Origin of the sequence: Streptomyces cupreus (genome assembly GCF_014257025.1) — a bacterium.
GTDB classification, from domain to species: Bacteria; Actinomycetota; Actinomycetes; order Streptomycetales; family Streptomycetaceae; genus Streptomyces; species Streptomyces cupreus.
In genome coordinates, this window is record NZ_JACMSF010000026.1 from 1 (window position 1) to 14170 (window position 14170).

Annotated in this window: 11 protein-coding genes and 1 pseudogene; 6 read left to right on the forward strand and 6 right to left on the reverse strand. The window is 69.3% G+C overall.

What is annotated here, in order from left to right:
* Nucleotides 1-2563: DNA polymerase III subunit alpha (gene dnaE, locus H4N64_RS23210; protein WP_186284333.1), on the reverse strand; the 2563-nt coding region annotated here is incomplete at its 3' end.
* Nucleotides 2564-2733: 170 nt separating this feature from the next.
* Here dnaE and H4N64_RS23215 point away from each other — a divergent pair.
* From H4N64_RS23215 to H4N64_RS23235, 5 genes are all read left to right on the forward strand, one after another.
* A complete protein-coding gene (locus H4N64_RS23215) occupies nt 2734-4059 on the forward strand; it encodes a DUF2252 domain-containing protein (RefSeq protein WP_186284334.1) in 1326 nt (441 codons plus the stop codon).
* 95 nt (nt 4060-4154) lie between these two features.
* Entirely contained in the window at nt 4155-4850 is a 696-nt protein-coding gene (locus tag H4N64_RS23220; protein ID WP_186284335.1) for a hypothetical protein, read from the forward strand.
* A 68-nt stretch (nt 4851-4918) separates the two neighbouring features.
* A complete protein-coding gene (locus tag H4N64_RS23225; RefSeq protein WP_186284336.1) occupies nt 4919-5758 on the forward strand; it encodes a thioredoxin domain-containing protein in 840 nt (279 codons plus the stop codon).
* A 93-nt stretch (nt 5759-5851) separates the two neighbouring features.
* Nucleotides 5852-7522 (forward strand): alkaline phosphatase D family protein, encoded by a 1671-nt coding sequence (locus H4N64_RS23230; RefSeq protein ID WP_186284337.1) that lies wholly within the window; start codon nt 5852-5854, stop codon nt 7520-7522.
* Between the two features lie 223 nt (nt 7523-7745).
* Complete coding sequence (locus H4N64_RS23235; protein WP_186284338.1) at nt 7746-8741, forward strand: zinc metalloprotease; 996 nt, start codon at nt 7746-7748, stop codon at nt 8739-8741.
* Nucleotides 8742-8746: 5 nt separating this feature from the next.
* Here H4N64_RS23235 and H4N64_RS23240 read toward each other — a convergent pair whose 3' ends face one another.
* Nucleotides 8747-9316 (reverse strand): dienelactone hydrolase family protein, encoded by a 570-nt coding sequence (locus H4N64_RS23240; RefSeq protein WP_186284339.1) that lies wholly within the window; start codon nt 9314-9316, stop codon nt 8747-8749.
* Between the two features lie 29 nt (nt 9317-9345).
* Here H4N64_RS23240 and H4N64_RS23245 point away from each other — a divergent pair, with 29 nt between their 5' ends.
* Nucleotides 9346-10458, forward strand: coding sequence for a mechanosensitive ion channel family protein (locus H4N64_RS23245; RefSeq protein ID WP_186284340.1), 1113 nt, complete (start codon nt 9346-9348; stop codon nt 10456-10458).
* A gap of 18 nt (nt 10459-10476) precedes the next feature.
* On the opposite strand, the pseudogene H4N64_RS23250 reads toward H4N64_RS23245, so the two are convergent.
* The 4 genes and pseudogenes from H4N64_RS23250 to H4N64_RS23265 form a co-directional block, all read right to left on the reverse strand.
* Nucleotides 10477-10946: pseudogene (locus H4N64_RS23250) on the reverse strand (GNAT family N-acetyltransferase).
* On the reverse strand, nt 10943-11887 hold the full coding sequence (locus tag H4N64_RS23255) for an RluA family pseudouridine synthase (RefSeq protein ID WP_186284341.1): 945 nt from the start codon (nt 11885-11887) through the stop codon (nt 10943-10945). Before H4N64_RS23255 ends, H4N64_RS23250 begins: the two are co-directional and overlap by 4 nt.
* A gap of 43 nt (nt 11888-11930) precedes the next feature.
* On the reverse strand, nt 11931-12530 hold the full coding sequence (gene lspA, locus H4N64_RS23260) for a signal peptidase II (RefSeq protein ID WP_186284342.1): 600 nt from the start codon (nt 12528-12530) through the stop codon (nt 11931-11933).
* A 61-nt stretch (nt 12531-12591) separates the two neighbouring features.
* Nucleotides 12592-13686 (reverse strand): TraR/DksA family transcriptional regulator, encoded by a 1095-nt coding sequence (locus H4N64_RS23265; protein ID WP_186284343.1) that lies wholly within the window; start codon nt 13684-13686, stop codon nt 12592-12594.
* Between the last annotated feature and the right edge of the window lie 484 nt (nt 13687-14170).

Here is a 14170-nt window from a genome sequence, read left to right on the forward strand (position 1 = left end):
CGAAGAGGATCACGTCGTCGCCCTGGGCGGCGAAGTTGTGCACCGACTCGTTGACGTTCGGCGGGAGCACCTTGATGCCCATACGACGGCATTCGTTGAGGTAGATCGCCGACTTGTCCTTGTCGTCCTTGACGGAGGTCAGCAGCGCGGCCATGTACTCGGCGGGGTGGTTCGCCTTCAGGTAGGCGGTCCAGTACGAGACCAGTCCGTACGCGGCCGAGTGGGCCTTGTTGAAGGCGTAGCCGGCGAACGGGACCAGCACGTCCCACAGGGCCTGGATGGCCTCGTCGCTGTAGCCGTTCTTGCGGGCGCCGGCCTGGAAGATGGTGAAGTTCTTCGCCAGTTCGTCGGGCTTCTTCTTGCCCATGACCCGGCGCAGGATGTCGGCCTCGCCGAGCGAGTACCCGGCGATGATCTGGGCGGCCTTCTGCACCTGCTCCTGGTAGACGATCAGGCCGTAGGTGACCGCGAGGACCTCTTCGAGGGGCTCCTCCAGCTCCTTGTGGATCGGGGTGATCTCCTGGAGCTTGTTCTTGCGCAGCGCGTAGTTCGTGTGCGAGTCCATGCCCATCGGGCCGGGACGGTAGAGCGCCGAGACGGCGGAGATGTCCTCGAAGTTGTCGGGCTTCATCAGGCGCAGCAGCGAGCGCATGGGGCCGCCGTCGAACTGGAAGACGCCGAGGGTCTCACCGCGCTGGAGCAGCTCGAAGGTCGTCGGATCGTCGAGCGGAAGGGCCAGCAGGTCGAGGTCGATGCCCTTGTTGGACTTCACCATCTTGACGGCGTCGTCCATGATCGTCAGGTTGCGCAGACCGAGGAAGTCCATCTTCAGCAGGCCGAGCGACTCGCACTGCGGGTAGTCCCACTGCGTGATGGTCACGCCGTCCGTGTGCCGCACCCAGATCGGGGCATGGTCGACGATGGGTTCGCTGGACATGATCACGCCGGCGGCGTGCACGCCCATCTGCCGGACCAGACCCTCGACGCCCTTGGCGGTGTCGATGACCTTCTTCACGTCCGGCTCGTTCTCGTACATCGCACGGATCTCGCCGGCCTCGCTGTAGCGCGGGTGCGAGGGGTCGGTGATGCCGTTGAGGTCGATGCCCTTGCCGAGGACGTCGGCGGGCATCGCCTTGGTGAGGCGGTCGCCCATGGCGTACGGATACCCCAGCACGCGCGCGGAGTCCTTGATGGCGTTCTTCGCCTTGATCTTGCCGTAGGTGCCGATCATGGCGACCTTGTCGGCGCCGTATTTCTCGGTCACGTACCTGATCACTTCCACGCGCCTGCGCTCGTCGAAGTCGATGTCGACATCGGGCATGGAGACGCGCTCGGGGTTCAGGAACCGCTCGAAGATCAGGCCGTGCGGGATCGGGTCGAGGTCGGTGATGCCCATGGCGTACGCGACGATCGAACCCGCCGCCGAACCACGGCCCGGACCGACCGCGATGCCCTGGCTCTTGGCCCACATGATGAAGTCGGCGACGACGAGGAAGTACCCAGGGAACCCCATCTGGATGATGACGTCCATCTCGTAGTCGACCTGCTTCTGCCGGTCCTCGGGGATACCGCCCGGGAAGCGGCGCTCCATGCCGCGGCGGACCTCCTCCTTGAACCAGGTGACCTCCGTGTAGCCCTCGGGGATGTCGAACTTGGGCATGAGGTCGCGCTTCTCGAACATGCCCGTGGTGTCGATCTGCTCGGCCACCAGGAGCGTGTTGCGGCAGCCCTCCTGCCAGGCGTCCGAGGAGTCGATGGCGTACATCTCGTCCGTGGACTTCAGGTAGTAGCCGGTGCCGTCGAACCTGAAGCGGTCGGGGTCGGAGAGGTTCTTGCCGGTCTGGATGCACAGCAGGGCGTCGTGCGCGCCCGCCTCGTGCGCGTACGTGTAGTGCGAGTCGTTGGTCACCAGGGGCGGGATGCCGAGCTTCTTGCCGATCTCCAGCAGTCCGTCGCGGACCCGGCGCTCGATCTCGATGCCGTGGTCCATCAGCTCCAGGAAGTAGCGGTCCTTGCCGAAGATGTCCTGGTAGTCGGCGGCGGCCTTCAGCGCCTCGTCGTACTGGCCGAGGCGCAGCCGGGTCTGGAGCTCGCCGGAGGGGCAGCCGGTGGAGGCGATGAGCCCCTCGGACCACTGGGAGATGGTCTCCTTGTCCATCCGGGGCCACTTCTGCAGCCAGCCCTCGGCGTACGCGTCCGAGGAGAGGCGGAAGAGGTTGTGCAGTCCGGTCGCGTTCGCCGCCCAGATCGTCTTGTGGGTGTAACCACCGGAACCGGAGACGTCGTCCCGCTTCTGGTGCGGCTGGCCCCACTGGATCTTGCGCTTGTTGCGCCGGGACTCGGGGGCGACATAGGCCTCGATCCCGATGATCGGGGTGACCCCGGCCTTCTTCGCGGAGTGGAAGAAGTCGTACGCGCCGTGGAGGTTGCCGTGGTCGGACATGGCGATATGGGTCATGCCCATCTCGTTGCACGCGTTGAACATGTCCTTCAGCCGCGCGGCACCGTCCAGCAGCGAGTACTGGGTGTGGACGTGCAGGTGCGTGAACGGCGGCTTTGACACGGTGCGGCCTCCAGGGGAAACACTCGGCGACGGGCTGGCGGACAGTTCTGGGGTCAGCGTCGAAGTCTATGCCGCGGCACTGACACTCGGTGGGCACTCCGACGTACCGTCGTGCGTTGGTAACGGCAGAGACGCTGTCGTACATGCACTGCACCAGGAGGCACCCAGCGATGTCGGTCCCGAAGCTCAGCGACGAGCACCGCGGCGAGGAGATCCTCGCCGTCTTCGACACCGCGTTCGGCGAGCTCCTGGCCGCCGACCCGGCCGCGTTCCGCGTGAAGTTCCGGAAGATGGCGGCCTCGGCGTTCGCGTTCTACCGGGGCACGGCGGGCCTCTTCTACCACGACCTCGACGCAGAGAAGCGGGGCGGCCCGTTCCTGGACGAGCGCACCTCGCGCGTGTGGATCCACGGCGACCTGCACGCGGAGAACTTCGGCACGTACATGGACTCCACCGGCCGCCTGATCTTCAACGTCAACGACTTCGACGAGGCCTACGTCGGCCCCTTCACCTGGGACCTCAAGCGCTTCGCCGCCTCCGTGGCGCTCATCGGGTACGCGAAGGCGCTCAGCGACGAGCAGATCACCGAGCTGGTCGAGGTGTACGCGGGCGCGTACCGCGAGCGGATCCACGCGCTCGCGACCGGCGCCAAGAGCGACGAGGTACCGCCCTTCACCCTGGACTCCGCCCAGGGCCCGCTGCTGGACGCCCTGCGCGACGCCCGCGCGCTGACCCGGTTCGGACTGCTGGACTCGATGACCGAGATCCGCGAGTTCGAGCGCCGCTTCGCCCCGGGCGGCGGCTCCATCGAGCTGGACGCGGCCACCCGCTACAAGGTGCTGGCCGCCTTCGACGGCTATCTGGAGACGCTGCCGGAGTCGTCCCTGGACCGCCCGGACTCCTACCGCGTGAAGGACGTCGTCGGCCGCCGCGGCATCGGTATCGGCTCGGCCGGTCTGCCGTCGTACAACATCCTCCTCGAGGGCAACAGCGACGCCTTGGAGAACGACGTCGTGATCTACATCAAGCAGGCCCAGACCCCGGCCGTCTCCCGGCACATCACCGACCCGGCGATCCGTGACTACTTCCAGCACGAGGGCCACCGCACGGTGATCTCCCAGCGCGCCCTGCAGGCGCACGCCGACCCGTGGCTGGGCTGGACCGAGCTGGACGGCGCGGGTCAGCTGGTCGCGGAGGTCTCGCCGTACGCCGTGGACCTGGACTGGGACGACATCGACGACCCGGAGGAGATCGCGGCGGTCGTCGCCGACCTCGGCCGGGCGACGGCGTCGATGCACTCGGCGGCGGACGACACCTCTGGCGAGTCCCTGGTGCCGTTCTCCACCGAGCGGGCCATCGACGCGGCCATCGCGGCCGACGAGGACGGTTTCGCCGAGCTCCTGGTGGACTTCGCGCACGACTACGGCGCACGCGCGCGTGCCGACCACCAGATCTTCGTGGACCTCTTCCGCAACGGCCGGATTCCCGGACTGTGACAGAAGGCTGTACCAACCGGCCTATGACAAAAGGGGCGTTCACAGGAATCCTTTAGGGGTCCCTTACAGCCCTCCGTGACAGACTCTCCTGCGCTATGGACATATCCGGGACCCAGCTACGAGCGCTCCGCGCGGCGCTGTTCACGGCACTCGTCGTGACGCTCAGCACCGCGTCGCACGTGCTGCTGTCCCGGGTCCCGCTGCCGCTGAACACGGTGGCCCTGGTCGCCGCCACCGTGTTCGTGGTCGCCTACGCGCTGGCCGGGCGTGAGCGCGGCTTCGGGCGGATCGCCGCCCTGCTGATCCCGCTGGAGCTGGCTGCCGACACCGTCTTCACCACCGGCCAGCACGTCTGTTACGGCACTGCGGGCGGCCCCGTCGCGGGTCCGTTGCGCTCGGTCGGCCTGGACGTGCTGTGCGGCGACGGCACCCGTGTCGGCACCGCGCTGACCACGGTCAGCGAGAAGACCGGCACCGACCGGCTCGCGACCCTCCTCGCCCACGCCGACGCACAGACCGCCTGGCTGCTGCTCGCCGCCCATGTCTCGGTCGGCCTGGTCGCCGCCGCCTGGCTGCGCCGCGGCGAGCGCGCGCTGGCCCAGCTGCTGAGCGCGGTCGCGGCCACCACCTTCCGGCCGCTGCTGCTGGCGGTCGCCGCCGTGACGGTACGGCCGGCCCGGTCGCCGCGCCGGCTTCCGCGCCTTGTCCGCCGTACCGCCTCCGCCCGTGAGCGGATCCTCGTGCACTCCCTGGGACGGCGTGGACCGCCGTGCTCGGCCGCCTTCGCCTGAGCATCAGCAGTCCACCCCTACGTATTCCGCACACACGACGTGTGCGCGTCCCCATGGAGAAAACAGACATGAGCAAGCGGAACAGCCAGGCGGCCAAGTCGGCGGCGCGCGAGCGGCTGCGCGTCGAGCGTGAGCGCGAGGCGAAGCGGGGCAAGGTCAAGCGGCAGATCGTCGTGGCCTGTTCGGTCGTCGGCGTGCTGGCCGCGGCCGGCGGCATCGGCTACGCCGTCGTCCAGTCCAACAAGCCCGGCCACTGGGAGGCCGTGCAGGACGAGAAGGTCGTCGCCCCGGCCAACACCACGGGCACCGACGGCACGACCGTCGTCATCGGCAAGGACAGCGCAAAAAACACCCTCAAGGTCTACGAGGACCCGCGCTGCCCGGTGTGCGCCTCCTTCGAGCAGACGGTCGGCTCGACGGTCGAGAAGGACCTCGACGACGGCAAGTACAAGATCCAGTTCATCGGCGGCACCTTCCTCGACGGCGACCAGCTCGGCGACGGCAAGGTCGGCAGCAACGGCGAGGGCTCCAAGAACGCGATGAGCGCCCTCGGCGCCGCGCTGAACGTCAGCGACGAGGCCTTCCTCCAGTACAAGACGGCGCTGTACTCGGCGAAGTGGCACCCGGAGGAGTCGGACGACAAGTTCAAGGACGACGACTACCTGATCGAGATCGCCGACACCGTCGACGCCCTGAAGAACAACACCGAGTTCCAGAACGCCGTGAAGAACGGCACCTACGACGCCTGGGCGCTGGCCATGTCGAAGACCTTCGACACCAACGAGGACGACGTCAACGGCACCCCGAGCTTCGTGCTGGACGGCAAGACGCTCACCACCGACCAGGGCAACCCGCCGCTGACGGTGGAGGAGTTCAACACGCTGGTCGACGGCGCGCTGAAGGCCTGAACCCACGGCTCAGGCCGACCGAGAGACGAAGAGCGGGCGAACTTTTACGAGTTCGCCCGCTCTCGTTCATACCGGTCAGTAACCTGATCGCTCGTGACCAGTCGATACAGATCATCCGAGCCGCTCAACACCCCTGCCCCGCGCCGCCGTACGGTCGTCAAGGCCGCGGCGGCCACCGCCGGCGCCACCTTCGTCGCAGCACCGCTCGCCGCCGCGATACCCGCGCGCGCCGCCAACGAAGCCCCCGCCTTCCTGCACGGCGTGGCCTCCGGCGACCCGCTGCCCGACGGCGTCCTGCTGTGGACCCGTGTGACCCCGACCCCCGAGGCGATACCCGGTTCCGGGCTCGGCCCGGACACCGAGGTCAGCTGGACCGTCGCCACGGACAGGGCGTTCACGCACATCGTCGCCAAGGGCTCCACCACCGCCACCGCCGCCTCCGACCACACGGTCAAGGCGGACATCCGCGGCCTCGCGCCCGCCACCGACTACTGGTTCCGCTTCTCCGCGGGCGGCACCGACTCCCCGGCGGCGCGCACCCGCACCGCGCCGGCGGCGGACGCGGCCGTGGCGAACCTCCGCTTCGGCGTGGTCTCCTGCGCCAACTGGGAGGCCGGCTACTTCTCGGCGTACCGCCATCTCGCGGTCCGCGGCGACCTGGACGCCTGGCTGCACCTCGGTGACTACATCTACGAGTACGGCACCGGCGAGTACGGCACCCGCGACACCGTCGTACGGCAGCACGCGCCGGCGCACGAGATCCTCACCCTCGCCGACTACCGCACCCGGCACGGGCGTTACAAGACCGACCCCGACCTCCAGGCCCTGCACGCGACCGCGCCGTGCGTGGCGATCTGGGACGACCACGAGATCGCCAACGACGCCTGGTCCGGCGGCGCCGAGAACCACACCGAGGGCGCCGAGGGCACCTACGCCGCGCGCCAGGCCGCCGCCAAGCAGGCCTACTTCGAGTGGATGCCGGTCCGTCCGGCCCTCGCCGGCACCACCTACCGCCGTCTGCGCTTCGGCAAGCTCGTCGACCTCTCGCTGCTGGACCTGCGCTCCTTCCGCTCGCAGCAGGCCTCCGTGGGCAACGGCTCGGTCGACGACCCGGAGCGCACGCTCACCGGACGCGCCCAGCTCGACTGGCTGAAGGCGGGCCTGAAGTCCTCCGACACCACCTGGCGTCTGGTCGGCAACTCGGTGATGATCTCGCCGTTCGCCATCGGCTCCCTCTCCGCCGAGCTCCTCAAGCCGCTCGCCGAGCTGCTCGGACTGCCGAAGGAGGGACTCGCCGTCAACACCGACCAGTGGGACGGCTACACGGACGACCGCCGTGAACTCCTCGCCCATCTGCGCTCCAACGCCATCCGCAACACGGTGTTCCTCACCGGCGACATCCACATGGCGTGGGCCAACGACGTGCCGGTGAACGCCGGTACGTACCCGCTGTCCGCCTCGGCCGCCACGGAGTTCGTGGTCACCTCGGTGACCTCCGACAACCTCGACGACATAGTGAAGGTCCCCGAGGGCACGGTCTCCGCGCTCGCCTCGCCGATCATCAAGGCCGCCAACCGGCACGTCCACTGGGTCGACACCGACCGGCACGGCTTCGGCGTCCTGGACATCACGGCCGACCGCGCGCAGATGGACTACTACGTCCTGTCCGACCGCACGAAGGCCGACGCGACGGCGTCCTGGGCCCGTTCGTACCGCACGCGCAACGGCACGCAGAAGGTCGAGCGGACGTACGACCCCGTGTAAAACCCGCGTTTCAGCGGCGACTTTCGGCCAACGGCGGGTGGCGCGAACCGCGCTTCAGTTCCGGGCGCGCCACCTGCCGGGCATCGCCATTCACCCCGTTTGTTCGAGATTCCGATTGGCCGAAACGTTTCTCTTCTGACCTAGGCATGTACACGTAATCTCCGGGCGGCGGCCAGGAAGACCCCTGTGCCCGTCCTCCCCAACGCATCAGCTAGGAGTCAGCATGCGTGCGCTTGCCCGGATAACCCCCTCTACGCGCAGACGCCTCATCGGCACGGCCATGGTGGCCGGAACCCTGATGTTCTCCCCCTTGTCCGCACCTACGGGTGTCGCGGCGGCCCAGGCTCCGGCCGCCGAGTGCGTCGAGGAGGAGGCCGGTCACTCCGCGGCCCGTGAGGCCCGTCCGGGGCACGCCGGCGAGGGCGTCGCCGAGCCCAACGAGATCAGCGCCGCCAAGGCCCAGGCGATGGACGCGGATCTGAAGAAGAAGCTCGACAAGCTGCCCGCTTCCGGCAGCCGCAGCCTTGCCGCCGCCGCGTCGACCACCATCCCGGTGTACTTCCACGTCATCCACAGCGGCGCCGCCGGACAGCTCAGCTCCGCCGACATCACCGCCCAGATGAACGTCCTCAACGCCGCGTTCGCCGGCCAGGGCAACGGAAACACCGACTCCGGCTACCAGTTCACGCTGGCCGGCACCGACTACACCGACAACGCCGCCTGGTACAACGTCGGTTACGGCTCGGCGGAGGAGAAGGCGATGAAGTCCGCCCTGCGCAAGGGCGGCGCGAACGCGCTCAACGTCTACACCGCCAACCTCGGCGGCGGCCTCCTCGGCTGGGCCACCTTCCCCAGCTCCTACAACTCCAGCCCGTCCATGGACGGCGTGGTCCTCCTCGACGAGTCGCTGCCGGGCGGCTCGGCCGCCAACTACAACGAGGGCGACACCGCCACCCACGAGGTCGGCCACTGGATGGGCCTGTACCACACCTTCCAGGGCGGCTGTAACGGCAACGGCGACTACGTCGAGGACACCCCGGCCGAGAAGAGCGCCGCCTACGAGTGCCCCGAGGGCCGGGACACCTGCACCCGCAAGGCGGGCGTCGACCCGATCCACAACTTCATGGACTACACGTACGACTCCTGCATGTACCAGTTCACCGCGGGCCAGGTGACGCGCATGCAGCAGAACTGGGCGGCGTACCGAGCGGCCGGCTGAACCGACTAGAGCGAGTCGAGGAAGCCGAGCGCCACCCGCCAGGTGGCCTCGGCCGCCTCGGCGTCGTAGTCCGGCAGGTCGGGGTCGGTGTAGAGGTGACCGGCCCCGGCGTACCGGTAGATCTCCACATCGGCGCCTGCTCTGCCCATCTGGAGATACCAGGCGCTCAGCCAGTCGTCGGTCTCGAACGGATCCGGCTCGGCGACATGCAGCTGCACCGGCAGTTCGTCCACCGAGGCGTTCGGCGCGATGTCGGAGGTGCCGTGCAGAAGCAGCAGACCGCGCGCCTTCTCGTCGCCGAGGGCGAGGGTCTGCGCGATGGACGCGCCGAGCGAGAACCCGGCGTAGACCAGGCCCCGTTCCGAATAGGGCGCGGCGGCCAGCACGGCACGCCTGAGCAGTTCGTCCTTGCCGATCTCGTCCTTGAACGCCATGGCCTCCTCGACGGTGTCGAACGTACGGCCCTCGAAGAGGTCCGGCGTCCACACCTCGTGTCCGGCCTCGCGCAGCCGGTCCGCGGCCTGGCGCACCGCGGGGCGCGGGCCGTAGGTCGAGTGAAAGAGCATGATGTTCATGAAGCCATCGTGCCAGTACGGTCGGACCCATGGAGAACGTACTGCGCCCGCTGATCGTCATCGGTGGCTCGGTCGTGCTCACGCTGCTCATCGGGTGGGCCACAGACCTGCTGCTGCGCAAGGCCGACGCACGGCACGGCGAGACCCCGCTGTGGGGGCTGCTGCGCCGCGCCCGCGTCCCCTACCAGCTCGTGCTGTGCGCGGCCCTGTTGAGAGGGTCGTACGACTCGGCGAAGGTGCTGGAGGAGCACCGGGTCGGGATCGGGCAGATCCTGACGCTGGTGCTGATCGGCTCGGCGGCCTGGCTGGTGATCCGGATCGCGGCGGCGATCGTCGAGACGACGTACACCCGCTACGCCCGCGCCCACCGCGACCCGGCCCGGGTCCGGCGGGTACGGACCCAGGTGACGCTCATCACACGCGTGGTGGCGGCGGTGGTCGGCGTGGTCGCGGTGGCCGCGATGCTCCTGACCTTCCCCGCGATGCGCGCCGCCGGCGCCTCGCTGCTGGCCTCGGCGGGCATCCTCGGCATCGTCGCGGGGGTGGCCGCCCAGTCGACGCTGAGCAATATGTTCGCCGGGCTCCAGATCGCCTTCGGCGACATGGTGCGCATCGGGGACACGGTCGTGGTGGACGGCGAGTGGGGCACGGTCGAGGAGATCACGCTGACCTTCCTCACGGTCCGTACCTGGGACGAGCGCCGCATCACGATGCCCGTCTCCTACTTCACCTCCAAGCCGTTCGAGAACTGGTCCCGGGGCGGCGCCCAGATGACCGGCATCGTCTACTGGCACCTGGACCACTCCGCGCCGGTGGACCTGATGCGCGAGAAACTCCGCGACATCCTGCGCGAGTGCCCGGCCTGGGACGGCCGCGCGTGCGATGTGTCGGTGACGGACTCCACCCCGAACACCATGGAGGTACGGGCGTTGGTGACGGCGAAGGACGCGGACGACATCTGGACGGTACGGGTGACGGTCCGCGAACAGATGATCGCCTGGCTGTCGACGGCGCATGCGTACGCGCTCCCCCGGGTCAACACAGCGGACGCGGCCCTGCCGCCAGGCCTCACGCCCCCGCCCCGCTCACCGGACGGCTCCCCCTCCCGGCGAGCCCACGAGCCGCCCAGGACGAGTCGCTGAGGGTGCCGGCGCGCTCAGCTACACAGCGCGCCGCATCGACCGGTGCGGAATCCCCGCGTCGGGGAACTCCGGCCCGTACGCCTCGTACCCCAACCGCTCGTAGAACCCCAGCGCCTGGGTCTGCGCGTGCAGATCCACCGCCCTGAGCCCACGCGCGCGTGCCGCGTCCTCGATGGCCCGCACCAGCGCCGCGCCGACCCCGAGCCCGCGCGCCGCCTTGGTCACCGCGAGCCGCCCGAGCGAGCCCACGGACAGGTCGCCGTCGACCTTCGCCACGGCGGCCTCGCCGTACAGCAGGCGCCCGGCCCCGAGCGGCACCCCGTCCTGCGCACGGCCAGCACATGCACCGCTACGGCGTCGTAGGCGTCGTACTCCAGCTCCTCGGGCACACCCTGCTCGACGACGAAGACCTCCCGGCGCACCGCGAAGCACGCCTCACGGTCGGCGGTCTCCGACGCGACCCGCACGACGTACGGCTCCGGGGTCATCCGTAGGTCTCCTCGCGCACCTGGTCCAGGGCCTGCTGGAGGTCGTCGGGGTAGTCGCAGGACAACTCCACCCACTGCCCGTCCCCGGGGTGCTCGAAGCCGAGCCGGACGGCGTGCAGCCACTGCCGGGTCAGCCGCAGGCGCTTGGCGAGCGTCGGGTCGGCGCCGTAGGTCAGATCGCCGACGCAGGGGTGGCGGTGCGCGGCCATGTGGACGCGGATCTGGTGGGTGCGGCCGGTCTCCAGCTTCACATCGAGCAGAGAGGCCGCGCGGAACGCCTCGATGAGGTCGTAGTGCGTGACGGACGGCTTGCCGTCGGCCGTGACCGCCCACTTGTAGTCGTGGTTCGGGTGCCGTCCGATGGGCGCGTCGATGGTGCCGCTGGTCGGATCGGGGTGCCCCTGGACCAGCGTGTGGTACCGCTTGTCGACCGTGCGCTCCTTGAACTGGCGCTTCAGCGACGTGTACGCGTACTCGGACTTGGCGACGACCATCAGACCCGACGTACCGACGTCGAGCCGGTGCACGATCCCCTGCCGCTCGGCGGCACCGGACGTCGAGATCCGGTACCCGGCGGCCGCGAGACCGCCGATCACGGTCGGCCCGGTCCAGCCCGGCGACGGATGCGCGGCGACCCCGACCGGCTTGACGATCACGACCACGTCATCGTCGTCGTGCACGATCTCCATGCCCTCGACCGGCTCGGCCACCACCTGCACCGGCGCGGGCGCCTGCGGCATCTCGACCTCGAGCCAGGCACCTCCGCGCACACGCTCGGACTTGCCGACAGCCGCGCCGTCGACCAGCACCTTGCCCGCCGCTGCGAGCTCCGCGGCCTTGGTACGGGAGAAGCCGAACATGCGGGAGATGGCGGCGTCGACGCGCTCGCCCTCCAGGCCGTCCGGCACGGGCAGGGTACGGATCTCGGGAATCGTGCTCACCCGTCGAGTATGCCGGACGGGTGAGACACTCCCGACCGCGCGCTCAGCCCTTGTGGACGGTGCCGTCCGGGTCGAGCCCCTTGAACGACAGCAGCACGATCAGGATGCCGCCGCACACGATCGCCGAGTCCGCGAGGTTGAACACCGCGAAGTGCTTGGGCGCGATGAAGTCCACGACCGCGCCCTCGAAGACGCCCGGCGAGCGGAAGATCCGGTCGGTGAGATTGCCCAGCGCACCGCCCAGCAGCAGACCCAGCGCGATGGCCCAGGGCAGGCTGTAGAGCTTGCGGGCGAGCCGGGCGATCACCACGATCACGGCCGCCGCGATCACCGTGAAGATCACGGTGAAGGCCTCGCCGAAGCCGAAGGCCGCGCCGGCGTTGCGGATCGCCTCGAACTTCAGCCAGTCCCCGATGATCTCGATGGGCTCATGATGTTCAAGCTCGGCCACCACGATCATCTTGCTGATCAGGTCGAGGGCGTACGCGAAGGCGGCGACCGCGAACAGCACGGCGATCCGCCGCTTCCCCTTGGGCCGCGCCTCGCCGCCCCCCTGTCCCTGCGGACCGGATGACTGCTCCGGCTCGGCCTCAGCCCCGTCCGGGGATTCCGGCGTACCGATGATGCGCTCCGCCTCTGCCACGTGAGTCCCTCAACCTAGGTACCTGACTGAGGACGAGGGTACGGCACGCCCGACCGGGCCTTCAGTACCGGCGTTCCTGCTTCTGCTTGCACTCCACGCACAGCGTCGCGCGCGGGAAGGCCTGCATACGGGCCTTGCCGATGGGGTTCCCGCAGTTCTCGCACAGCCCGTAGGTGCCCGAGTCCAGCCGCTCCAGGGCGCGCTCGGTCTGGATGAGCATCTCCCGCGCGTTGGCGGCGAGCGCAAGCTCGTGCTCCCGCGTGATGTTCTTCGTGCCGGTGTCGGCCTGGTCGTCGCCGGCACCGTCCCCCGAGTCCCGCATGAGACCGGCGAGCGACTGCTCGGAGGAGGTGATCTCGGCCCGCAGCCGCTCCACCTCGGACAGCAGCTCGGCGCGCGCCTCCTCGACCTCCCCCGGGGTCCAGGGGTCCTCACCGGGGCGCACCGCGAGCTCGCCCGGCTCCACCGCCGCGGAGACGCGTGCCTTGGGAACGGCGGTCTTCGCCGCCGTGGCCGTGCCAGGAGTCTTCTTCGCAACCACCGTCGTGGCTCCCGTCTGCTCCGCGGCCTCGGCCGCGCCCGCCTTCTTGGCCGTACTCTTCTTGGCCGCGCTCTTCTTCTCGGCGGCGCTCTTCTTGGCCACGGCTTTCTTGGCCGGAGCCTTCTTGGCCTCGGCCTTCTTGGCCGGAGCCTTCTTCGCCACTGCCTCCTTGGCCGCGGTCTTCTTCGCTACGGCCTTCTTGGCCGCCGTCTTCTTCGCTACGGCCTTCTTGGCGGCCGTCTTCTTCGTCGCCGCCTTCTTCGCGGTCTCCTTCTTCGCGGTCTTCTTCGCGGCCGCCTTCTTGGCCGCCGGTCTCACCGCCGCCTCCTCCTCGGCCGCCTTCTTCGCGGGAGCCGCCCTCGAAGCCGTCGCCTTCTTGGCGGCGGTCTTCTTGGCCGCACTCTTCTTCGCGGCGGTCTTCTTGCCCGCCGTGGTCCCGCCCTCCTCGGTGCCGTGCCCCCGCACGGTCTTCACCGGCTTCGCGGCCCCTCCGGAGCTCCTCGTGGACCCCCCGCGCGTGCTCTTCTTCCCGCTCACATCCTTGGCCGCACCGCCGGAGGCTTTCGTGGCCCTGCCGGACGCCGACTGCTGTACGGCGGTCTTCTTCGCCACCATGGCCGCGGCCCCTTCACATATTGTGATCTTGCTCGCGAATCGTGCTGGGACGATAAATCGACTTGAGTCCCGCGGCAATGGGGCACACCGCCCGATTCGCCCGCCTCGCGGATGCCGCGCGGCCGACCTGCATGCGTATTGCCCAGCTCCCCGCCGGGTAATCCGCCGACCTCGGCGTCCCAGAATCCGAACACCCGTACCGCGCCATTCGGGTCATCGCAGGCCACACCCGGCCCTCGCCCCCGGACGCCGGAAAACCGGTCGGCCGCTGTCCCCGCGGCGCCGTACACTGGGCGCAGCGAGAAGCGTGGATGGGGACGAGTAGCGGCGTACGCAGCCCAGAGCGACCCGGGGACGGTGGAAGCCCGGGGGCGAGCGCGACGTGAAGATCACCCCGGAGCCGCCGGAAGAAAGCCCCATGCGGGCCAGTAGAACCGGCATCGCGACCCCAATGAGGGGGCTCACCGAGGCACACAGAGCGTCG